Origin of the sequence: Gluconobacter japonicus (genome assembly GCF_002723975.1) — a bacterium.
GTDB lineage: Bacteria > Pseudomonadota > Alphaproteobacteria > Acetobacterales > Acetobacteraceae > Gluconobacter > Gluconobacter japonicus.
The window spans coordinates 56,609-78,007 of record NZ_BEWO01000014.1 but is presented as its reverse complement, the minus strand read 5'-3'; the positions used below and the strand labels follow the sequence as shown (position 1 = coordinate 78,007).

Annotated in this window: 20 protein-coding genes and 1 pseudogene; 9 read left to right on the top strand and 12 right to left on the bottom strand. The window is 56.2% G+C overall.

From position 1 onward, the window contains the following. Both GJA01_RS15400 and guaD read left to right on the top strand, forming a co-directional pair. Positions 1 to 304, top strand: a 304-nt coding sequence (locus GJA01_RS15400) for a hypothetical protein (RefSeq protein WP_218017416.1), incomplete at its 5' end; no start/stop codon positions are given. A gap of 105 nt (positions 305 to 409) precedes the next feature. After that, a complete protein-coding gene (gene guaD / locus GJA01_RS10525) occupies positions 410 to 1,720 on the top strand; it encodes a guanine deaminase (RefSeq protein WP_172794468.1) in 1,311 nt (436 codons plus the stop codon). Between the two features lie 16 nt (positions 1,721 to 1,736). Here the strand turns inward: guaD and GJA01_RS10520 are convergent, their stop codons facing one another. The 5 genes from GJA01_RS10520 to GJA01_RS10500 are packed head-to-tail and all read right to left on the bottom strand — an operon-like array spanning position 1,737 to position 6,400. Next, positions 1,737 to 3,182 (bottom strand): nucleobase:cation symporter-2 family protein, encoded by a 1,446-nt coding sequence (locus tag GJA01_RS10520; RefSeq protein WP_062503749.1) that lies wholly within the window; start codon positions 3,180 to 3,182, stop codon positions 1,737 to 1,739. A 6-nt stretch (positions 3,183 to 3,188) separates the two neighbouring features. After that, on the bottom strand, positions 3,189 to 3,521 hold the full coding sequence (gene uraH / locus GJA01_RS10515) for a hydroxyisourate hydrolase (RefSeq protein ID WP_062503751.1): 333 nt from the start codon (positions 3,519 to 3,521) through the stop codon (positions 3,189 to 3,191). Continuing rightward, positions 3,518 to 4,042, bottom strand: coding sequence for a 2-oxo-4-hydroxy-4-carboxy-5-ureidoimidazoline decarboxylase (uraD, locus tag GJA01_RS10510; RefSeq protein WP_062503752.1), 525 nt, complete (start codon positions 4,040 to 4,042; stop codon positions 3,518 to 3,520). The genes uraH and uraD overlap by 4 nt, the downstream gene beginning before the upstream one ends. Next, positions 4,039 to 4,938, bottom strand: a complete 900-nt coding sequence (puuE, locus tag GJA01_RS10505; RefSeq protein ID WP_062503754.1) for an allantoinase PuuE — start codon at positions 4,936 to 4,938, stop codon at positions 4,039 to 4,041. The genes uraD and puuE overlap by 4 nt, the downstream gene beginning before the upstream one ends. Positions 4,939 to 4,954: 16 nt before the next feature. Further along, a complete protein-coding gene (locus GJA01_RS10500; protein WP_062503755.1) occupies positions 4,955 to 6,400 on the bottom strand; it encodes a flavin-containing monooxygenase in 1,446 nt (481 codons plus the stop codon). Positions 6,401 to 6,578: 178 nt separating this feature from the next. Between GJA01_RS10500 and GJA01_RS10495 the strand changes: the two genes are divergently transcribed. Beyond that, complete coding sequence (locus GJA01_RS10495) at positions 6,579 to 7,487, top strand: LysR family transcriptional regulator (protein ID WP_062503757.1); 909 nt, start codon at positions 6,579 to 6,581, stop codon at positions 7,485 to 7,487. An 82-nt stretch (positions 7,488 to 7,569) separates the two neighbouring features. Next, positions 7,570 to 8,055, top strand: coding sequence for a cupin domain-containing protein (locus tag GJA01_RS10490; RefSeq protein WP_062503759.1), 486 nt, complete (start codon positions 7,570 to 7,572; stop codon positions 8,053 to 8,055). Between the two features lie 63 nt (positions 8,056 to 8,118). On the opposite strand, the gene GJA01_RS10485 is transcribed toward GJA01_RS10490, so the two are convergent. Both GJA01_RS10485 and GJA01_RS10480 read right to left on the bottom strand, forming a co-directional pair. After that, positions 8,119 to 10,227, bottom strand: coding sequence for a protein-disulfide reductase DsbD family protein (locus GJA01_RS10485; protein WP_082785258.1), 2,109 nt, complete (start codon positions 10,225 to 10,227; stop codon positions 8,119 to 8,121). Positions 10,228 to 10,364: 137 nt separating this feature from the next. Next, positions 10,365 to 11,429, bottom strand: a complete 1,065-nt coding sequence (locus GJA01_RS10480; protein ID WP_062503761.1) for an SDR family oxidoreductase — start codon at positions 11,427 to 11,429, stop codon at positions 10,365 to 10,367. 107 nt (positions 11,430 to 11,536) lie between these two features. On the opposite strand from GJA01_RS10480, the gene GJA01_RS10475 reads away from it, so the two are divergent. Together GJA01_RS10475 and GJA01_RS10470 are read left to right on the top strand one after the other, a co-directional pair. Next, on the top strand, positions 11,537 to 11,953 hold the full coding sequence (locus GJA01_RS10475) for a winged helix-turn-helix transcriptional regulator (protein ID WP_062503763.1): 417 nt from the start codon (positions 11,537 to 11,539) through the stop codon (positions 11,951 to 11,953). A 195-nt stretch (positions 11,954 to 12,148) separates the two neighbouring features. Further along, on the top strand, positions 12,149 to 14,497 hold the full coding sequence (locus GJA01_RS10470) for a mechanosensitive ion channel family protein (RefSeq protein ID WP_253783271.1): 2,349 nt from the start codon (positions 12,149 to 12,151) through the stop codon (positions 14,495 to 14,497). Between the two features lie 52 nt (positions 14,498 to 14,549). On the opposite strand, the gene GJA01_RS10465 is transcribed toward GJA01_RS10470, so the two are convergent. Both GJA01_RS10465 and GJA01_RS10460 read right to left on the bottom strand, forming a co-directional pair. Then, complete coding sequence (locus GJA01_RS10465; protein WP_061931440.1) at positions 14,550 to 14,891, bottom strand: hypothetical protein; 342 nt, start codon at positions 14,889 to 14,891, stop codon at positions 14,550 to 14,552. 96 nt (positions 14,892 to 14,987) lie between these two features. Further along, positions 14,988 to 15,846: pseudogene (locus GJA01_RS10460) on the bottom strand (aldo/keto reductase). 98 nt (positions 15,847 to 15,944) lie between these two features. Here GJA01_RS10460 and GJA01_RS10455 point away from each other — a divergent pair. After that, positions 15,945 to 16,844, top strand: coding sequence for a LysR family transcriptional regulator (locus GJA01_RS10455; protein WP_062503765.1), 900 nt, complete (start codon positions 15,945 to 15,947; stop codon positions 16,842 to 16,844). A gap of 64 nt (positions 16,845 to 16,908) precedes the next feature. Here the strand turns inward: GJA01_RS10455 and GJA01_RS10450 are convergent, their stop codons facing one another. Then, positions 16,909 to 18,174: a YncE family protein gene (locus tag GJA01_RS10450; RefSeq protein ID WP_062503767.1), complete on the bottom strand. Its 1,266-nt coding sequence runs from the start codon at positions 18,172 to 18,174 to the stop codon at positions 16,909 to 16,911. After that, on the bottom strand, positions 18,171 to 19,016 hold the full coding sequence (locus GJA01_RS10445; RefSeq protein ID WP_062503769.1) for a creatininase family protein: 846 nt from the start codon (positions 19,014 to 19,016) through the stop codon (positions 18,171 to 18,173). The genes GJA01_RS10450 and GJA01_RS10445 overlap by 4 nt, the downstream gene beginning before the upstream one ends. Before the next feature lie 107 nt (positions 19,017 to 19,123). Between GJA01_RS10445 and GJA01_RS10440 the strand changes: the two genes are divergently transcribed. Then, complete coding sequence (locus GJA01_RS10440; RefSeq protein ID WP_062503771.1) at positions 19,124 to 19,627, top strand: DUF2721 domain-containing protein; 504 nt, start codon at positions 19,124 to 19,126, stop codon at positions 19,625 to 19,627. Between the two features lie 278 nt (positions 19,628 to 19,905). Beyond that, positions 19,906 to 20,046: a hypothetical protein gene (locus tag GJA01_RS15265; RefSeq protein WP_016737900.1), complete on the top strand. Its 141-nt coding sequence runs from the start codon at positions 19,906 to 19,908 to the stop codon at positions 20,044 to 20,046. A 31-nt stretch (positions 20,047 to 20,077) separates the two neighbouring features. On the opposite strand, the gene GJA01_RS10435 is transcribed toward GJA01_RS15265, so the two are convergent. Then, positions 20,078 to 21,373, bottom strand: coding sequence for a multidrug effflux MFS transporter (locus GJA01_RS10435; RefSeq protein ID WP_062503773.1), 1,296 nt, complete (start codon positions 21,371 to 21,373; stop codon positions 20,078 to 20,080). Positions 21,374 to 21,399 lie beyond the last annotated feature (26 nt).

The following is a 21,399-nucleotide window of genomic DNA, read 5'->3' as shown; positions in this document are numbered from 1 at the left end:
CGGGCTCTTCTCGGTTGCTTCCCCTTCCGGAGAGGGACTCTGCACAGCAGAAGGGGCCAGTGTCGACGTCTCCGCAGACTGTACAGGCACAGAAGTCACATCAGACATCAGTAACGCCGCCTCCAAATCTCACCACACATTCTCCAGAAACAAGTTCGTTTCTCTTGTTGCGGCCTTTAAAATTCGTACAGTTTCGATAAACAGTAAAATATTGTCAAATCTAAACGAAAAAGCCGTCGACAAGGATTTACCCGTTGAAGAACCAATACGAAAAACCTCTGTAAATATCAGGAAGTATCTTTGAGACGACTGGAATGCGCGTTCAAAGCGCCCAGATCATTTAACAAAATCACTCTGCTTTCATACAGTCATTCCCTGATCGTAGATGCTGTGCGATAGGAAAAGCACCATGAGCGATCACACTGCCATTCGCGGCCCCTTTCTGACCTTCCACGCAGACCCCTTCACAGTTGATCCCATGGAGGCTGTCACATATCAGCCGGATGGTCTGATCCTGTGCACGGACGGCATTATTACTGCCGCAGGCGCCTGGGATGACCTGAAGGATCAGATCCCGCAGAGCATCCCTGTCGATCATTATCCGAACCACCTGATTTCCGCCGGAATGGTGGACACTCATGTCCATTACCCACAGCTTCCCGTGATTGCGTCCTATGGTGAGCAACTTCTCGAATGGCTGGAAACCTATGTCTTTCCGGCCGAGGCCCGCTATGCCGACATCACCTACGCCCGACAGATTGCCCAAACCTTCCTGAAAGAACTGCTCCGCGTCGGAACCACAACAGCAGCCGTATACTGCACGGTTCACCCGGAATCCGTAGAAGCTTTCTTCGAAGAGTCCGAGCGCCTCAATACCTGTATGATTGCAGGCAAGGTTCTGATGGACCGGAACGCCCCGGATAACCTGAGGGACACGGCCCAGTCAGGCTATGACCAGTCCGCTGCACTCATCGAACGCTGGCACGGTCGTGGCCGTCAACTCTACGCTGTTACGCCGCGTTTTGCGCCCACCAGCACCCCCGAACAGCTTGATCTGGCCGGTTCACTTCTGGGCACACGGCCCGACCTGTTCATGCAGACGCACCTGCTTGAAAACCAGTCCGAAATCGAATGGGTCAAGGAGCTCTTCCCAAACCGCACTTCCTATCTGGACGTGTACGATAAAGCGGGTCTGCTCCGTCCCCGCGCCATTCTGGCGCACGGGGTACATGCACAGGAAGAAGACTTCCAGCGCTGCCATGACACCGGCTGTTCCATTGCGCACTGTCCCGGTTCCAACCAGTTCCTGGGAAGCGGCTCTTTCCCACTGTTCAACGCCCTGAAACCAGAACGCCGAGTCAAAGTCGGCATTGGAAGCGACGTTGGAGCCGGGCCTTCCCTCTCGCTCCTTCAGGTCCTGTCAGACGGCTACAAGGTCGCGCAAGGACTGGGAACAAAACTCCATCCCGCACAGGGTCTGTGGCTGGCTACAGCTGGCGGCGCACAGTCTCTTGGTCTGGAACACCAGATTGGAACCATCAAGCCCGGCCTGCACGCCGATCTCTGCGTGTTTGATCCCTCAGCTACACCATTGGGAAAGATCCGGGCTCAGACGGCCGAAAGCCTGTCCGATATCCTGTTTGCCCTAACCATGCTGGGTGATGACCGAAGCGTTCAGGCTACATATATCGCGGGGCGGAAGCTACATAGCCGGGATTGAAATCCCGGCTGACGTCTTACCCAAACCGCCGTTGAGCCTCAGTTTCTTCGCTTTTCCGCGCCTCAACGGGCAATCCCATCAAAATCCGCTCATCCGGCAGATCTGCCGGCACAATTTCAGCATCCGGATCAACCGCCAAAGTCCGGCGCACATTGAACAGCAGGTGCAGAAAGATCGCGGACAGAGCCCCGAGCGTAATGCCACTCCCAAAGACAATTTGCGCCCAGGCCGGGAACGTATCCGAAATATGAGGCTGTGCCGTCGCCAACATTCCAAGCCCGATACTGGTTCCTACAATGATGACATTGCTCTGACGGTTGAAATCCACCCGCGTCAGCGTCTGCACACCAACCACTGCCACTGTCGCAAACATCGCCAGTGCCGCCCCCCCCAGAACGGGTGACGGAACAGCCGCTACAATCGCCCCGAGTTTTGGCAGACACCCAAGCAACATCATGATGACAGCCGCAGACGCCACAACCCAGCGGCTCTTCACACCCGTCATTCGGACCAGACCGACATTTTCAGCAAAGCAGGTGTAGGGAAAGGAATTGAAGACGCCACCCAGCAGCGTTGCAATGCCATCAGCCCGCAGGGTCCTCGCAATATCTTCGCGTGTAATGGTTTTCCCGACGATTTCGCCCGTCGCATACACATTGCCAATCGTCTCAACCATGGTGATGACCATGACGATCACCATGGAGAGGATTGGCACCACGTGAAAAACCGGCGTTCCAAAGAAAAACGGCTGGGTAATGGACACCAGCGGCGCAGACACCACGCCTCCAAAATGGGCATCGCCCATCAGCCACGCCGCCAATGTGCCAATGCAAAGCCCAATCAACACGGCAATCGTTGAAATGAACCCACGAAACAGACGCTGCACGGCCAGAATACTCGCCAATGTCCCCAGCCCGTAACCCAGACTCCGCAGCGGAACCCGGTCCTGCACTATCCCCGGTCCATGGCCGGACACAATGTCATTGGCGGCCACGGGCAAAAGCGCCAGACCAATCACGAGAATGATCGACCCCGTCACGACAGGTGGAAAAAACCGAACCAGCTTCGCAAAATATGGTGCGATGAGCAGACTGACGATCCCCGCCACAATCACCGATCCATAGATCGACAACAATCCCGGCGTTCCGCCACCAACAGCCGACCCAATCGCAATCATCGGCCCAACGGCCGTAAACGTCACACCTTGCAGAAGCGGCAGACGAACACCAACCGGTCCAAACCCGACTGACTGAAACAGGGAAGCAATCCCGCAGGTAAACAGATCCGCATCAATCAAATGAATCAGCGTTTCCTGTGGCAGGCGCAAAGCACCCGCCACGAGGATCGGGACAATCACCGCTGCTGAATAGAACGCAAGAATATGCTGGAAGCCATAAGCCCCCAATCGCCAGAGAGGAAGCTTCTCGTCAACCGGATGAACTGCACAAGTATCAGACGCCATCAGGTCTCAGCTTCCACGATATGTGGAATATCCATAAGGCGCAGCCAAAAGCGGCACATGTGCATGCGTGCCCTCACCCAGACCGAACACAATCGGGACAACATCCAGAAAAGGCGGATCAGACAACACATGTCCGGCCGCCCGGAAATACGCACCAATCTCGAACTCCAGACGATAGGTGCCGCGCTCCAGCGGAATCTCCCGCAAAGCAGGACAACGCCCATCGTGGTCCGTCACGCCTTCGAAAAGAACAGCATCTTCCTGAAAAAGCCGGAAAGACACCCCGGCCGCCGGACGGCCCGAGACCGTATCCAGAATATGCGTGGATAATGAGCTCATGATGTCACCAGATCTTTCAGTCTCAGCCCTGCAATCGCATCAATCTGCGAGAGGGCTTCCTTCAGCTCCGCCTCGGGCGTCCCGCCCAGACGACGTTCCATTTCATCCATGATGACCGTCTTGGCCACCTGACCCGGCGCTGCGACTTTACGCACGCAGATCACAAACGGCATGGAAAAAGTTGTCCCATAGGCCGCATTCAGGCTCTTGAACCGCTCGTATTCCGCAGGCGTCAGACGATCCAGCCCGGCAGAGGCCTGCTCAGATGCGGACTCCGCCGTCAGATCCGGATCCACTCCCGCACGATGACCAAGCTCAGGATGCGACCGAACCAGTGCCAACTGAGCCTCCTCGCCCGCATTCCGCACAACGTCAGAAAACGTCGCAAGCATGACGTCCACATCCGCAAATGGCCGCGCTGCCAGAGCCCCTTCAGCCACCCAGGGCGAATGTTCGTAAAGTCCACCAAACGTCTGGACGAAAACATCCGCCGTCATGGCATTTACATCAGAAATCTTCATGCAGGGTGCACACTCATCCAGTGCCGCGCAATATCAAGGCGAGAAGCTACCCAGACATCTTCATGGGACGCGACATGCTCAAGAAAACGCTGAAGAGCCAAGGCACGCGCAGGCTTACCGGCCAGACGGCAATGAAGCCCAATCGACATCATACGCCCCCCTTCTGCGTACAGCATGTCGAACGCATCTCGCAGATACCGGAAGAACTGGTCACCCTCGGTAAAGCCGTTGAGCGCCGCAAACTTCATGTCATTGGCATCAAGCGTGTAAGGGACGATCAACTGCGGCTTGCCATGGGTGCGATCGTAATAGGGAAGATCATCCGCATAGGAATCGGCATCATAAACAAAGCCGCCTTCCTCCACGACCAACCGGGCCGTATTCGGGCTGGTGCGCCCCTGATACCACCCAAACGGGCGTTCCCCGACCACTTCGGTATGAAGCGCAATTGCCTCGCGAATATGCTCGCGCTCCACGTCTTCCGGGAAGTCCTGATAATCGATCCAGCGCAGACCGTGCGTGGCAATTTCCCAGCCGCTTTCCTTCATGGCCGCCACAGCATCCGGGTTGCGCGCCAAAGCTTTGGCCACACCGAAAACGGTTGTGGTCATGCCAGCCTTTTCAAACAGGCGCTGCAAACGCCAGAAACCAACGCGACTCCCATATTCGTAAAGGCTTTCCATCTGCGCACAACGCGCGCCCACGATGGACTTCGTCCCAACCATTTCAGACAGGAAAGCCTCAGACCCTGCATCGCCATGCAGGACCGAGTTTTCAGCACCCTCTTCATAGTTGATGACGAACTGAACCGCGATCCGCGCCCCACCCGGCCATTTCGGATCAGGCGGAGTCCGGCCATAGCCGATCATGTCACGGGGATAGGTATTCGTGCTCATCCGGGCTGCCTCCCCCTCAAACTGTTGGCGGATCAAGGCTGATCAGCTCTTCCGTGTCGTAGGCCAGCAGACTTTCCAGATGTTTCTCACCATCCTCAACAAACAAATCACGCGCAATACCACGTGTCAGCTTCTCAACCCCGAAGCGCATACCGCTGATGGAAGCCCCTGAAAGACCCATGCTGGGCATGGACGCAAACGTGAAATTGTAGATTGCCGCCAGCATCGGTGCCTTCGGATCAGCCTGATCTTTCGGCAGGAACTGAAAGCGCTGACCTAGATACGGGTGGCTGGACAGAAGCGTGCTTTCCTCCCCTTCCGGCGGCGTGAAATGGTCGCTCCACAGCATGACGGAGTCCGCAAAATCCTGCGTTTCCGGGCGGTGCTTCAGATCAATCGAAAAACCTGTTCCAATAATGAGGAAGTCAAAGCGCATCTCGCCATTCGGCGTTTCGACCACAACCTCGTCACCCTCCATCCGCGCAGAATTCCACGGCGTCCCCGGATGAAACGCAAAGTTCTCATGCTTGCGACAGCGCCAGAACGTATCCTGCGGCGGCGGCTGGTTCAGATTGTAAATACAGCGCATGAAGCGCCAGCGGGTCAGGTCCGGCAGTTCTGAAAAATGTGCAAGAAAGCCCGCATTTTCCATCCAGCGGTACGGGTTGATCGCTGGAATTTTCGTACGGCGCAAACACAGATCCACACGCCCCACACCGGATTCCAACGCCGTCGCAGCATTGTCGAACGCAGACGCACCAGCACCCAGAACGCCGATCCGCTTGCCCTTCAGAGCGTCGAAATCAATGGTTTCATGCGTATGGGCATAAACCGACTTCGGAAGGTTCTCCGAAATGAACGGCGGGACGAACCATGCGCCCCCACCATCAATCCCCGTGGCCAGAACCATCCGACGCGCCCAACGCTTCGTCTCGACACCGGCAGCGTTCCGGAATGTCAGGCGCAGAAGGCCCTCCGTCCACTCCACATGCACCAGTTCTTGGTCGTTGACGACCGGCAGCTCAAGCGTATCACGCACCCAGTCCAGATAAGACTGCCAGTCGTGCCGCGAAATCTTGTCGAGCGACTGCCAGGCCTCCTTGCCATACCGCGCTTCATACCAGGACTGCGGCGTCAGATTTGGAATACCCAGATCCGGCCCCGTGACATGTTTTGGCGTCCGTAGCGTAATCATCCGGGCAAACGTCACCCACGGGCCTTCCCCACCCTTCGATGCCCGCTCGAAAATCTGCACATTCGTAACACCCTGACGACGCAACCCGAAACAGGCCGTCTGACCGCCCTGCCCGCCGCCGATAATGGCAACATCCAGAACGTCTTCCCCATCTTTCTGAACCGGAATATTCCAGTTTCCCGTCGCATACCTGATCTTCGCCAGATCCTTATGAACCTGCGCCGAAAGGGTGACCAGGCCGTCAGTCAGGGAGGGGGAAAGGGTCATGAGTCTCTTATCCTAAAGAACAGGCACAGGATCGTGGTCTTTCATAAAAAATGACCAGAGTTTCTTCCTGTGTCAAAATGACAGGATTTACCTGCCTCTCTGAAGTGTTTCATAGAGGGGTATTCTCGTATATCTCAGAAAAACGTCCCTGCCGTTCTCGAAAAAAGAGCGTATCTTCATGCCGGTTTTTTCACGCTTCCTCCGTTATTTTCTGTCCGTCGCCCAATACGGCTCAATCCGGAAGGCCTCCGAACATCTCAGGATCGCGGCATCTGCCATCGACCGACAAATCCTTCACGGTGAGGAAGCTCTCGGCACCCCGCTTTTCGAGCGCCTACCCAGCGGCCTGCGTCTGACAGCGGCTGGAGAGCTTCTCTATACAAACGGCAAGCAGTGGACGCGGGAAATGCAGGAAGTCCGCACACAACTTGAAGACATGCGCGGACTAAGACGGGGCCAGGTCGATATTGCCCTGCCAGATGCCCTGACAACAGGCTTCCTCCCGCGCATCCTGAAAGACCTGCGCAAAAGCCACCCCGGCATTACAATCTGCACGCATGTTCTGGACAATGCCGTCATCCAACAGGCACTCATCAATGGGGAAGTGGACTTCGCACTTCTCCTCAACCCTACACAGGCCCGCGGGCTGCTTGTCCGGACCCATATCGATTACCCGCTCGGCTTCATCTGCCTCCCTGACCACCCTGTAGCCCAGCAGAAAAACGCACGATTCAGCATCTGTGCAGAATACCCAATGGTCATGCCTCAGCAGCCACTCGCCCTGCAAAGACAAATCGAAATTCTGGAAATCGACAGCAATGTCAGCGTTCAGCCTGTCGCCTCATCCGACAATATCCAGATGATTAAGTCTCTGGTTCTGGAAGGTGTGGGATTGGGCATTCTCAGCATGCTGGATGTCATGAAAGAAGTAACCAGCGGAGAACTGACATTCGTTCCCATCTCCAACAGGGATGTCTCCCCCCTGACGCTGGCCCTCTGCGTCGATCAGGCCCGTCAGCTTTCTGGCGCCGCACGGCTGGTCATTGCCGAAGTCGAAAAAACCTTCCTGGCGCCCCTGGAAACATAACACCTCATCCAGATGCTGAACGGCAGGTCGGCCTCCGCGTTAGGAGCGACAGGCACACGCCAGCATACATGAGGAACAGACAATGTTTTCCTTCAGGACACTCTCTGCCGCAGCCTTGATCTGCACTCTGGCAGGAGGCTCCGCCCTCGCGCAGACGGGCAACGACGTTCGCATCATTCCGGGCGCCGACGCCGTAGCTTGGCAACCAGCACCGCCCATGTTCCCAAGCGGAACGCGCCTGTCTTTCCTCTATGGCTCCGCTGACAAAGCCGGACCATTCACCCTGCGCGTCATGATCCCGGCAGGCTCTGTCATCCCGCCCCATACCCACAATATGGACGAAATGCTGACTGTTCTCGGTGGCAGCATCCACCACTATATCGGCCCGACTATCACAGCCGATCAGGACAAGGTTCTGACGGCAGGCGGCTTCGTCCATCTGCCTCCCAATGTCCCACACGCCCTTAAAGCCGGAACCCAGGGTGCCATCGTGCAGGTCTCGGGCACAGGTCCATTCACCATGACCTACGTCAACCCGCAGGACGACCCACGCCACACCAATCGCTGAACAAAAAAAGCCCTGCTTCCCCAGAAAGCAGGGCTTTTTCAATATCCGGGCTCAACAGAACAATCAGTGACCAATAATATCCAGAACCATACGCGGCGTCAGGATCTGGGGCAGAACAACTTCCGCACCATGCTTCGGCGGATAATACACATACAGTGGCACCCCATCTCGCCCATGCTCCTTCAGATAGGCTGAAATACCAGCATCCCGGTTCGTCCAGTCTCCCTTGAGATACGCAACATGTCGTTCGGAAAACGCCTGACGAACGGATGCAGTATCCAAAGCCACACGCTCGTTCACCATACAGGTAATGCACCAGGACGCTGTCATATCCACAAAGACAGGCTTTCCGTCAGCCCTCAGATCAGCAAGGGCCTTGTCCGAAAACGGCTGAATAAGATTATCCGCAGAGGTCATTGTCGTCGAAGCAGCGGAAACCGGCTCGGCCAGACTCCGCGCCAGCCCCCCCCCGCAGACAACCATGCACAGTACAGCCACGACCCGGCAGAACAGGACCGTTCCGCGTCCACCTTCGCGCATCGCCCGATGCTGCCCCATTCCATAAATCCAGGCGGCAAAACCCAGCAGCACCAGCCCACCGCCAGCAACCACAACGAAATTCGTGCCACGCTCGATCGTCGCAACCCACAGAAGCCACACGCAGGTCGCAAGCAGCGGGAAGGCCAAAGCCTGTTTCAACACACCCATCCAGGCCCCCGGCTTCGGCATCCGGGACGCCAACCCCGGAACGCTCGCCACCAGAACATAAGGCGCGGCCAAGCCAAGCCCCATCGACAGGAACACGAGAAGCCCCATCAAAGGCGGTCCGCCCAGGGCCCCTGCAATGGCAACGCCCATGAATGGAGCGGTACAAGGTGTTGCAACAATCACAGCCAGAAGGCCCGTCAGCATATCACCCGCATGACCTGCGCCATGAGGATGCAACTGCGCCAGACGCCCTGCACTGATTTCAAAAACGCCCAGCAGATTGAGCGCCATGCCGAACAGCAACCAGCAAACACCCACCACAAACCCGGCAGACTGGAACTGGAAACCCCACCCGGCCGCAGACCCCGCAATGCGCAGCCCGATCATGACGATTCCAAGAGCAGCAAACGCCCCCGTTACGCCCAGCGTGTAAAAGAAAGCACTCTGAAGATGCACACTACGTCCTACTCCGCCCATTCTGGCCAGAGACAGGGCTTTCATGGCCAGAACCGGGAAAACACAGGGCATGAGGTTCAGGATCAGGCCACCGACGAAAGCAAAAGCCAGAACCCGTAGCCAACCTGCACCTGTCGGAACGGCATCCGCAGACACAGGCGCGGACGAAGTGTTCGGAACGACCGCAACCGCACCAACTGTTTGACTTGCTGAAATTTCGATCGGGCTTTCCTGTCCCGCCTCATCTTTCAGAACGACCAACCCTTTAAGGGGCTGATCACGATGAGCCGTCTTCAGGAATTTCAACTGCAAGGACAGCAGTCCGTCTTTCACCTTGAAAGGCTGAGATGCGACCTGATCGATTACCCCTCCCTCAGCAGGCAGGAACCACGCATCGGAAACCGCCGCAGAAGACAGACCTTTGCCCTCCAGCGTCAAAAGTCCATCCGCAGACACTTTCGCCTCGAACGGAGACGGAATTGGCATCTTCGCATCAACAGCCTGAAACAGACCCGCCTGTGCCCCAGCAGGGGCGGCCCCTTCCGCAGCGGGAAGGTTCAACGTGAAGTCACCACTTTCGGGGATGCAGACTTCCGCGCAGACAAGCCATTCAGCATGGGCGTGCAGCGTCGTTGGTCCTGTCCCCTGCAGCGCCAGATCAGCAGGGAGCAACACATCCCCGACATAAGCGTAGGACATAAGACCGCCCTCGCTCAGACGCACAGGCATCGGCCAGTGAATCGTGGATGTCTTGCCGGTCGCGCTGCCCTGCGCCGTCACATCGAGTGTCGGTGTGTCGCCTGCATCGCCGGGATTGAGCCAGTATGTGTGCCAGCCAGGCTTGAGCTGAAGTCTCAACCCAACCCGCAGCTTCTGATCCGGACTAACGGCATCCCTGTCCGTGACCAGCGTTGCCGTATCATTGGCAGAAGCCACCGCAGGGCTTTCTGTCGCAAAAGACGGCTCACTGGTTCCCAGACCACATATCCCTACCGCTAGCAGGGCCAACAGACTTAATACGCGACGCAAGGCAGTCTCATTCCCTCAGGACAAAACAGGACAGCCTGCATAACACTCTGTGTCAGAGAAAACAGCGCCTTTTCGTAAAACAGGACTAATTAAATCCTGTTTTTACGCCGTCTCCCTCAGGGAATCAGTTTTTCAGCCCGCAAACGTTCGAACAGATCGAAGAACGAGTCCGGCGTGTATTGCCACCCCTCAAAACCCGCCAGACGGCTCTTGGAAAGATCCGTCACACACTCGACAGGCCGCCCCAGATCCGCGTCCGTGTGCCAAGCGGAAACAAGACGATCCATCCGCCCCTCAGCCAGTCCATACGTCTCACTGATCTGCGCCCAGAGTTCTCCATCCTGAGACAGGATGTCTTCAAGAGATGTCGCATGACCCGGATAAGGCGCTGCTTCCAGCCCGAACCAAGCCGCCAAACGTGGCCAGAGCCACTTCCAACGGAACACATCTCCATTGACGACATTAAACGCCTCATTACGACCACCTTCAGACGTCGAAGCCCAGAGCAGCTGTCGCGCCAACTGACGCGCATCTGTCAGATCCGTCAGGCTGTTCCACTGAACATCGGAACCGGGGAAGACAAACGGGCGCCCTGTTTCACGGCAGATCGTCGCATAAACGGCCAGCGTGCTACCCATGTTCATCGCATTCCCGACCGCATAACCGATAATGGTGTGCGGGCGATGCACGCTCCAGGAGAAGCCATATTTCTCTGCAGCCGCATACAGCACGTCTTCCTGATCGTAATAGAAATTCGCCAGCGGAAGTCGCGGCATCTCTTCACGGAAAGGCGTCTGAGGGGGTTCACCGGAAGCATAAGCCTCAAAGGGACCAAGATAGTGCTTCATGCCCGTTATCAGGGCTGCATGCTCCAGCTTTTCCGGAGCAGGAAGCGCCTCAAATATATTCCGAACCATCGCTGAGTTGACCCGGCAATTCTCTTCTTCCGTCTCCTGTCTGAGCCAGGAGCAGAAGAAAACATGCGTAGGCGTCAAAGTCTTCAGAGCCAATTTCAGATTTTGCAGATCCAGCAAATCCGCCTCAATCGGCAGAACACCCGCCATATCATGCCGGGGGCGCCGGGCCAGCCCATAGACCGTCCAGCCTTCTGCCACGAGACGGGCAGCCAGATTTTGACCGACAATCCCTGTCGATCCAACAACAAGAGCAATCCGGGACATCAGGGTCTCCTCTCCGGAAAAGTGGTTCGCCCTCCATTTGACCCCTTGGCGAACAGACTTCCAGACGGCACCGTATTGTGCCCTGGATACCAAAAGGTTCCCATAAAATGACCCGTTCTCTGCCTGCACACTACCGACAGGCCCCCTTCGACGAAGACTGCGCCCCAAGAAGAGTTTTGAGACTTTTCAGCGGAAAATGGACCACCATGATCCTCCACACGCTGCATCTTCTGGGTGGCCATTCCCGCCCCGGACAGCTTCAGCGCAGCATCCCGGGCCTCTCAAAAAAAATGATGACCCAGACCCTGCGAGAACTGGAAGACAAAGGACTCGTCAGCCGCGAGATCCACCAGATCATGCCCCCAAACGTGGACTACAGCCTGACACCGCTCGGGAAAATTTTCGTAGAGCCTATCGAGCAACTTTATCTCTGGGGAATCGAACATGCCGATGCCCTCGAAGCTCTTGAAGCAAACGAGCGTCTGGCTGGCACCACAACAGATCCACTGGAAGCAGCAGAATAGAGCATCACGTTTTGGACAGAAGGCCCTGTCCTGTGGCACTCCTGCTGACAATGGTGCGCGCAGACGCGACACACCCGTTTCCCTTTCCCCGGACTGCTCCGGCTCCACGGTATACAAGGACATTCCAGAGCGATGTGTTCCCCTTCACGGCCCGCTCCGTCATGGACACCCCTTCGAAGGAACCACCATTCCTTCATGGCCTTCCTGATCTTTCTGACGGCTTTGTTCGCGATCCCTTCGGCTCACGCAGAAGCACCAGCCACCAAGACTGCACCTCAGGCCACCACAACGGCTCCGCTCTCCGCGCAGGAAGCACAACAGCTCCTGAATGTTCTGAACGACCCCAAGCAGCGTGACGCCTTCACACACACGCTGTCCCTCATGGCTCGCGGCATCAAAGAAACACCTGCGGCCAGCGCGCCATCTACAGACACGAAAACACTTCCGGAAGTCTCCCCGGAAATCGGCAACGGATTCAACAGTGTCCGAACCCAGTCCATGGGGTATGTCCACAACTTTCTGAATCTCTTCAAAGATCTAGGTCTCGTTGGACACTGGTTTCGCACGCAGCTTTCTACCCCCGAAACACGCGCGCCAATCCTCCATGCCTTCGGAATTGCCTTCATTGTTATCGCCTGCGGGCTTGCCGTAGAACGTGTCGTCGCGCTGATGCTCCGAAATCCGCTTCTGGCAACCACCCAGAAGGCACAGGCACAGGAAACGCGCAACGCTCGCCAGCCCCTCGAAACAGACGCGGAAATTACAGCGGAAGCCCCCACCAGCAATTCAAGCCAGACCCGCGCGGAAGACCAGCGCAGACAGGTGGAAACCCTGCGCTTTCTGGCCCGTATCCCCTATTCTTTCCTCCATCTCGTTCTAAAAACTGTGCCAGTTCTGGCTTTTTTAGCCGTGACCGTTCCTTCCATTTGGGTTCTGCCCATCAGTGACCGCACAGCAAACGTTATCCTGACACTGGCCTATTCCTACGCTGGTGCCCGCGGTCTTTACCTTCTGGTTGAAACAGCATTCACACCCCGCTCACCAACCATTCGCCTTCTTCCCGCCAGCAACCCTACAGCCTTCATGGTCACCCGCTGGTGGAATGTTCTGGTTGCGGCCCCCGCTATCGTCATCTGCCTGTCGGAACTGGGAGCGCAATTCAATCTGACCCCACGCGGTACGGACGCCATGATCCGTGGGGTGGTTCTGGTTGAGCATATCCTGATTGCCGCCTTTATCTGGCGTATCCGGCACATTGTCAGTCGTGCCCTTCAACCCAGCACACTTGGCAAGAAAACCGGCATGTGGACCGTCATTGCCGCCATTACCCGGCTGTGGTGGGTGCCAGCGATGTTCCTGGATATTTCCCTCTGGATCGTCTGGGCTGCCCATCTTCAGGGCGGCTACGCCTGGATTCTGAAAACAACCGGAACAACCATTGCCGTTCTGGTGTTTTCCCGCCTTGGCGCCGTTCTCGCCTATGGCCTTCAGGACCGTTTCTTTCGGGTCAACCCGCAGCTTGAAGAACGCTTCCCCGAACTCCAGAAGCGGGCAGACCGCTACTATCCCGCAGCACGCGCCATTCTGACGGGTGCCATTTTATTTCTAACCCTCGTAGCCATGACAGAAGCCTGGGGTCTGCCAACTTTCGGCTTCTTTATCCGTAATGCGTTGGGACGACGCCTGACCGACACGGTTCTGACCCTGCTGATTGCCGTCACCGTTGCTGCAGCCATCTGGGAAGTGGTCAATCTCGTTCTCAACCACCAACTGACGTCCTTCGAAACATCCGGTCAACGCTCCCGCGCAACACGCCTCCGGACGGTTCTGCCAATCATCCGTACAGTGCTTCTGGCCATCATCATCATCATCGTCGCCGTCACGACCCTGTCCCAGATCGGGATCAACGTCACTCCGCTTCTGACAGGTGCCGGTATTCTTGGTGCAGCGATCGCCTTCGGCTCCCAGAGCCTTGTGAAGGACTTTATCACCGGCTTCTTCATGCTGGTGGAGGACGCTATTCAGGTCGGCGACTGGGTCACCACAGGCGGCGTTTCAGGCACTGTGGAAAATCTTTCCATTCGAACCGTGAAAGTGCGTGACATCACGGGTGATCTGCACATCATCCCGTTCTCATCCGTATCTTCAATCGCCAATACGGCCCGTGGTTACAACCAGATCGTCATCAAGCAACAGCTTGACCTGTCCGAAGATCTGCCACGCGTCTCAGCCATCATGTCCAAAGCTGTTAAGGAAATGCGTGCCGATCCGGTCTTTGGCCCAATGATCCTGTCCGACTATACAGATCTCGGCGTGGACCAGAGCGATAGTGGCGGCGCAACCTTGATCGGCAGCATCCGCACGACACCCATGATGAAATGGAAAGTCAAACGCGAGTTCAACCGTATCGTGACGAACCGTTTTGCAGAGGAAGGCGTCAAATTCTACACACCCACCGCCTACACCACAACGCCACCCGGCAACGCCATGCAGTTTCATGTTGCCAATGACACTGGCCCTCAGCCAACTCCCGAGACTCCGTGACACGACAAAACGGAAATGCCTCCTTCAGAGACATTTCCGTTTCTGGTCTTCTTCAGAAATTCGGGAACAGTGTGACGGAAACAAGAGACAGGTAAAACAGCACTGCCAGAAGAATATGGCAGACATAGAGTGGTGCAACCAGATAACCCTGCTTCCGCGCCCAACTCATCAAAACACCGAACGCTATCACGGCAATCGCAAGCGCGACATTCAGCATGAGTTCCCGTTGCCCCTGAGCCAGCGCGATCACCATAAAGATTGAACCAATCAGCGCAGCCCCGACATGGATTGGCTTCATAACCCGAAGCGGCCGTCGCCCCTGCAGGACATTAATCCCCAGCCAGGTCCCTGCAATCACCGCGACAGTAAAGCACAATGTTGAAATACCCAGCATCACCAATCCCCCTTTCGTGACATATACCGGCCATAGTAGCGGATTGGTGATCAGAAAGATCGCAAGTGTTCGTGTATGCCGTATTCTATAATACTTTCAGCTTTGAGAATCTGGAACATTGGTGCCTGTTCCAGTCGGAAGAGAGGACGCAATCAAAGCAATTTCAGCAGCCGTAAGCTGTATCTCGGTTCCCCGAAGCAGATCATCAACCTGATCCGGGCGCCGTGCCCCAAGAATTGCTCCCGTAACCTCGGTTCGACGCAAAACCCATGCAATGGCGATGGCTGCAGGTGTGACCCGATTGCAGAACCGAATAAGGGAGAACACCAATATCCATGGCTGCGCAGAACGGCAGAATCTCCGTCTCCACATCCCGCATCAGCGCTGAATAAGGTGGCTGAAGGGAGGCAATGGATGTTACGGCCAGGGCACGCCGTAACTGCGGCACATCAAAATTGGAAACCCCAATCGCCCGGATTTTTCCTTCGGCCTTCAGGTGATGCAAAGCCAGCAGAGCATCTTCCAGACCTTCATCTGGTCCACCCGGTGGAAAAGAGGGCCAATGAATCTGGTACAGGTCGATAGCTTCCGTTCCCAGTCGCCGCAAACTGTCTTCAACCTCCCGCCTCAGCGATGCTGGCGAAAGAGAATGCGTAATTTCCCGAGTCTTCTCGTCCCAAACCAGACTACCTTTGGTAAAAACCAGCGGACGACGGGAGGGCGGAAAGCGTTTCAGCAGTTGCCCGACAACTGTCTCAGCATGGCCAAGACCATATACAGCCGCCGTGTCGATCCAGTTCACACCCTGATCCACGGCATATTCCAGCGTTGCCAGACTATCCGCATCATCCTGTGCGCCCCAGCCGAACTCCCAACCAGGACCAGCAATCGCCCAGGTACCAAGGCCAATGGCCGAGATTTCCAATCCGGACGTTCCGAGTAAGCGGCGTTTCATAACAGGCTTCCGTTTTATGTTCGAACGTCACTATCTGCAAAACCCACTGTCCTGATAAACCATTGTCTCCTTCATGAGTTCATGAATAACATTCACGAATGAAACCAGATTTTCATGAACTAGATATTTTTATTGACGTCGCCCGACAGCGGAGTTTTCGCAAAGCTGCAGAGTTGCGCAACGTCTCTCCCTCAGCCTTAAGCCACGCCATCAAAGCGCTGGAAGAAAAGCTGGGCCTGCGCCTTCTCAATCGCACCACCCGCAGCGTGATGCCCACCGAGGCAGGAGAACACCTTCTCCAAACGCTCCAACCCGCCTTCCAGGATATTGATCAGGCCATACAGGATCTACGCATCCTGCAGGACACACCCACAGGCACTTTACGGATCAATGTCCCGCGCCCTGCCGCACGTCTGCTCGCAATGCACTTTGCGGAGTTCACCCTTCGATATCCCAGAATCAGTCTGGAGATTGTCACGGAAGAACGCCTGATCGACATCGTGGCAGAAGGCTTCGACGCCGGTATCCGATTTGGTGACAGCGTAGCCGCCGACATGATTGCCCTTCCCGTCGGGCCACCCCAACCTTTCGTCGTCGTTGCCTCACCCGCCTATCTGGCTCGCAAGGGTACGCCCGTCTCCCCCCGTGACCTGAAAGATCATCTTTGTATCGGACGACGTTTTCCAAGTGGCCGATGCTATGCCTGGGAGTTCGAAGAAAAGGGCACTCCGTTCAGTATCAGGGTCCCATCATCCCTCATGGTTGATGATGACGACCTTATGCTCGCTGCCGCCATTCAGGGAGCAGGATGCGCCTATGTCTATGACGCTCTGGCACAACCAGCGATGATGCAGGACAAACTCCGCCCAATCCTGCGAGACTGGCTTCCTTCCGCAGAACCATTCTTTCTGTACTACCCAGGCCGCAGACAGATGCCGAAAGCCCTGAGAGCATTCATCGACGTCCTGAAAAATCCGTCTTTGCCCACCACACCATAAAGAAGTCAGCTCAGACAGATCGCACCCTGAAAACAAAAAGGGAGGCCGAAGCCCCCCTCTCAGATCACCGTAGAATACCGGTGTGACCAACACTATAACGACCCGGCTGCGGCCAGACCGTCAGGCCATGCGGCTCAGCACCAACCGGAATTTTTCGGACAGCCCCCGTATCGGTATCAATGGCATAAACCACATCGTCGAAACGGCCGGACAGCCAGAGCAGCTTTCCGTCAGCGCTGACATTCCCCATATCCGGGCTGCCACCCCCCGGAATCATCCAGGTCTTGATGACCTTATCCGTCGCAAAATCAATAATGGACACGCCACCCGGCCCGCCGCGCTTGCCATGAATACGGTGTGACCCACGGTTCGCCACATACATCACCTTGCCATCACGGCTCGGATACAGACCATGCGTGCCAATACCCGTTGGGATAAAGCCAGTCTCCGTGAAGGAATCACCGTCCACGACGAACACACCATCGGCCATCATGTCGGCAACATAGAACTTGTGTCCGTCCGGAGCCGTCAGAATGTCCTGCGGCATGCCACCCTTGGACAGCTTCAGCATCCCGATCATCTTCAGGTTCACCGTATCGACCTTGGCGACATAACCGCCAAACTCGCAGGTGAAGATCGCGTATTTTCCGTCAATGGAGAAGTCAGCGTGATTAACACCCTTACACTCCGGCGTTTCAACGGAGCCCTTCAGTTCCATCGTGTGCGGGTCACGGAAATCAAGACGCTTATGCGCTTCAGCAACCGTGATGGCGTACTTGCCATCCGGCGTGAAATACATGTTGTACGGGTCATCAACAGCAACATTCGGACCTGGCTTGGTTGTCGCCGGATCAATCGGCGTCAGAGAGCCATCCGGGCGGCCTTCACTGTTGTTCGTCACCCACAACGTCCGCAGATCCCAGGACGGCACGACATGCTGCGGCGAGCGACCAACCGGATAGGTGTCAACAACCTGAAAGGACACCGGATCAATAACGGAGACGCTGTTTCCACGCAGGTTTGGCACATACACGCGCGCCGGATCATGAGCGATAGCCGGAGAGATGTGGGACGGCGTGGTCTCACTATAGATATTGTGCGGATCAATCACGGCCGGCATGCCCGGAATGGTCTGCACCGCATCTGAAGCAACTGCTGAAGCCGCTGCAGGGGTCGAAACCGGCACCATCGCAGGCGGAGCAGCAGGAGCAGCCGGTGCCGGAGGCACAGAAATCGGCGCACTTGCATCCGCAGGAGCCGTGGTCTGGGCGTGAGCCGCAGAGGCTCCCAGCAGCGTCAGCGCCGCCAGCAGGGGATTTTTGAAGTTCATGGATGGCTCCTGTTGAAGGACTGAAGTGCCGTTACAGCGGTGCGTATCTGCATCTCAGTACCGATACGCCCCAGCGCGGCTGTAGCCTGCCGGGGGTCACCGCCATAGACACCATCGGCGGCACCGGGTTTCGGGGCGGTCCTCAGAGCGTCCTGACGTACCAGGGACGGGTCGACCGCCAGCATCAGAGATGTATCGCTCAGTTCCGCATGTAGTCCCACCTCCGCCGCATGGCCCTGTGCTTTCAGGGCGTCAGCATATTGATGGGGAATAACCTCGTAGTAATCGCGCAGATCCAGAACAGCCGCCTGACCTTTCCAGCGTTTGTTCAGATCCTGCGCGACGTGAGCCATGGAAGCCTGATAGCCACCATGGTCTCCAAGCAAAATGATCTTCCGAAAGCCCTGAACCCGGAAGCTCTCCGCAGCGCCCCTCAGCAGCCCTTCAAATACAGCAGCAGGAACTGAAATCGTTCCCGCAAAACGCATATGAGAGGTACGAGGGTCCGTCGATCCTTCCGGCACATAGGCCACGACAGGCGCCACAAGGGTATGTCCTGCCTGTCGGGCAATCTCGTCAGCCAGAACCTGTGCACGAACATTATGCTTGCCCACAGCCATGTAAGGACCGCTCTGTTCGGTCCCACCGACGGGAATAATAATGGTATCCACCCCAGCATGTACGGCACGGTCAATCTCAGTCCAGGTCTGGCACGCGAATTCAACCTGCCGTGCAGTCCCTGAACAGTGACCAGCATCCTGTGCAAAAGCAGAAGAGACAGCAATCACTCCAAGCCCAAGCATCGTACAAACCGGGCGAAACAGACGGGCAATGACAGGCATGAAGTCGGCATCTCTGAAAATGGCTGTCTTTCCCTACTCCATGTCGGGGGATGTTTTCCAGAGCACCGCGTCTTTTCGCTGCCGGAAGATACAGTATAAAAGGCGCCATGCCCTTTCCTGTTTCCTACGACCCGGACGCGGTCGATAGCGCCGCCCATCTGATCCAAATCGCCCTGACGCCTGTTTTCATGCTTTCAGGCATCGGTACACTGATCAACGTGTTCAATACACGCTTGGCACGCGTGGCTGACCACCTGGAAGACGTGCGCAAACGACTGTCGACGCCCCCTTCTGACACAGACACGCCAGATCCGTTTTATACGCCCGAGCGTCTGGCAGCCCATGAGATCAGACTCCACCGGCGAATCTTCGTGCTGGATGCCGCCATCATGCTGAATGCAATCGGCGGAGCCTCGACCTGCGGAGCAGCAATGGCTCTTTTTGTTGGTTCTTTACGTGATGCCAGCACATCCACATGGCTGCTAGCCTTTTTCGGCATAGCTCTCGCCTGCACTGTCGGGGCACTTTCCTTCTTTCTGGCAGACACTTTTTTGAGCTGGCACGGTCTCCGCAGAGACCGGCTTTCTCTCCCGTACCCAAACGCAAAATGAGACCAGACGCAATTTTATTGCGCAAACAAGAGCCTTTTCTGGATTTTGGTGTCAGAGAAATCCAGAAAAGGCGGAATAGAATACATCTCCACTGATAACGAAATAGTCATATTTGAGCAGAAGTTATTCCATTCTCGCCAAATGTGGAAAAGTTCTGGCAAAGGTTCATGCGTCAAACGCAGAGCTGATCCCGCATCTTCATTTATTGCCTTGCAGGGCACTTCTGGAGTTTCTCCCGTCCCACGCCATCAACGGCAAGTAAAACGGAGATAACTTCCATGACGTCCATGACACTGATCCACCTGATCGGCCTGCCAACCAGCCTTCTCGCCGAATTCTCAATGATTGCTTTCGTGCCTGTGATCGGCGCTCTGATGATCGCTACAGTTGCTGCTGACCGCGTTTCTTCCAAAGGCTGATTTTTCAGCCTTTGGCCAAGAACTCCTGAAATCAGTGCCGAACTGAAAGATAGGAGTCCGGATCCAGCCTGCGGCGCCAGAGATCGCTGACCCAACAGCCCAGAATTCCGATCAGCATCCCGACTGATGTGGACCCGACCCAGTGTGACGGCAGCAGCGCCATCAAAACGCCTGCACCTCCTGCGATGGTCCAGTTCAGCGTCCCGATCAGGGCAGAGGCGGCCCCCGCCTGATGCCCATGATGCGTCAAAGCCAGAACACCAGCATTCGGCCCGACAAATCCCAGACATGTTGTCGTGCAAAAGATCAACACACAGAGCGGCCACGGATTCTGCGGGCCAACCACTCCAAGAGAGCAGGCCAGTACGCCAAGAAGCGTAAAGGTCAACACGGCCATCATGCCGTACTCCATGACCCGGGTAAAAAGAAACCTGTGGGCCAGCCGCGCATTGATCTGCGATCCGAGTACGAATCCAACCGCATTCAGGCCAAAGAACATGGCAAAAAGACGCGGCGAAAAATGCAGTATCCCCTCAAAAAGGGCAGGTGCATTGGAAAGATAGGCAAACATGGTGAACGTACTGAAACTCGCCACCATGGCTGCCGAACAGAATAGAGGTTCCGTCATCAAATTCCGGTAACGGGCGACCACCCCCGTAAAAGGAAGCGCAAAACGCTTTTCAGGGGGAAAAGTATCTGGCAGCAGGAACCACGTCCCCAGAAAAAGGAAAACGCCAAACCCGGCGCCTACCCAGAAAATGAGACGCCATTCACCAAGATCCAGAAGAAAGCTGCCGATTGAAGGTGCCAACAAAGGCCCCAATCCAAAAATCAGCATCAGTTGGGACATCAGCTTAACACCAGCAGTCCCCGTCGCGACATCGCGCACCATGGCGCGTGGTGCAACAGACGTTGTTGCACCACCCATAGCGGCAATAAACCGCAGAGCGCAGAAAAGATGGAAATTCGTGACAACAGCCAGCAGGGCTGAAGCGATCACGTAAACCACCAGTCCAAGCAGTAACGGTAATTTACGGCCATAACGGTCGCAGAGCGGCCCCAACGTAAACTGCCCGATGGCAAGTCCCGCCAACCACGCCGTCAGTGTAAGCTGTGCCGAGCCGGCCCCCGCCCCCAGATCGTGCTCCAGCATGGGAAATGCAGGCAGATACATATCTGTTGAAACAGGCCCCAGAATGAAAATCAGTCCGATCAGAATTCGGACAACCGGAGAAAGCGTCCCTACAGGGACATCAGGCTTGGAGGAAGCGGACAAAATCGCACCATGTCTGGGCAAGGCAAAAACAGGAAAGCGGGCTTCTCGCATCTGGAGAGGCCCGCTTCTGTACTCAA

Excerpts from the sequence above, each read along its gene's own strand:
- guaD (WP_172794468.1), top strand. The coding sequence starts at position 410 with ATGAGCGATCACACTGCCATTCGCGGCCCCTTTCTGACCTTCCACGCA.
- GJA01_RS10520 (WP_062503749.1), bottom strand. The coding sequence starts at position 3,182 with ATGGCGTCTGATACTTGTGCAGTTCATCCGGTTGACGAGAAGCTTCCT.
- uraH (WP_062503751.1), bottom strand. The coding sequence starts at position 3,521 with ATGAGCTCATTATCCACGCATATTCTGGATACGGTCTCGGGCCGTCCG.
- uraD (WP_062503752.1), bottom strand. The coding sequence starts at position 4,042 with ATGAAGATTTCTGATGTAAATGCCATGACGGCGGATGTTTTCGTCCAG.
- puuE (WP_062503754.1), bottom strand. The coding sequence starts at position 4,938 with ATGAGCACGAATACCTATCCCCGTGACATGATCGGCTATGGCCGGACT.
- GJA01_RS10500 (WP_062503755.1), bottom strand. The coding sequence starts at position 6,400 with ATGACCCTTTCCCCCTCCCTGACTGACGGCCTGGTCACCCTTTCGGCG.
- GJA01_RS10495 (WP_062503757.1), top strand. The coding sequence starts at position 6,579 with ATGCCGGTTTTTTCACGCTTCCTCCGTTATTTTCTGTCCGTCGCCCAA.
- GJA01_RS10490 (WP_062503759.1), top strand. The coding sequence starts at position 7,570 with ATGTTTTCCTTCAGGACACTCTCTGCCGCAGCCTTGATCTGCACTCTG.
- GJA01_RS10480 (WP_062503761.1), bottom strand. The coding sequence starts at position 11,429 with ATGTCCCGGATTGCTCTTGTTGTTGGATCGACAGGGATTGTCGGTCAA.
- GJA01_RS10475 (WP_062503763.1), top strand. The coding sequence starts at position 11,537 with ATGACCCGTTCTCTGCCTGCACACTACCGACAGGCCCCCTTCGACGAA.
- GJA01_RS10470 (WP_253783271.1), top strand. The coding sequence starts at position 12,149 with ATGGCCTTCCTGATCTTTCTGACGGCTTTGTTCGCGATCCCTTCGGCT.
- GJA01_RS10465 (WP_061931440.1), bottom strand. The coding sequence starts at position 14,891 with ATGCTGGGTATTTCAACATTGTGCTTTACTGTCGCGGTGATTGCAGGG.
- GJA01_RS10455 (WP_062503765.1), top strand. The coding sequence starts at position 15,945 with ATGAAACCAGATTTTCATGAACTAGATATTTTTATTGACGTCGCCCGA.
- GJA01_RS10450 (WP_062503767.1), bottom strand. The coding sequence starts at position 18,174 with ATGAACTTCAAAAATCCCCTGCTGGCGGCGCTGACGCTGCTGGGAGCC.
- GJA01_RS10445 (WP_062503769.1), bottom strand. The coding sequence starts at position 19,016 with ATGCCTGTCATTGCCCGTCTGTTTCGCCCGGTTTGTACGATGCTTGGG.
- GJA01_RS10440 (WP_062503771.1), top strand. The coding sequence starts at position 19,124 with ATGCCCTTTCCTGTTTCCTACGACCCGGACGCGGTCGATAGCGCCGCC.
- GJA01_RS15265 (WP_016737900.1), top strand. The coding sequence starts at position 19,906 with ATGACGTCCATGACACTGATCCACCTGATCGGCCTGCCAACCAGCCTT.
- GJA01_RS10435 (WP_062503773.1), bottom strand. The coding sequence starts at position 21,373 with ATGCGAGAAGCCCGCTTTCCTGTTTTTGCCTTGCCCAGACATGGTGCG.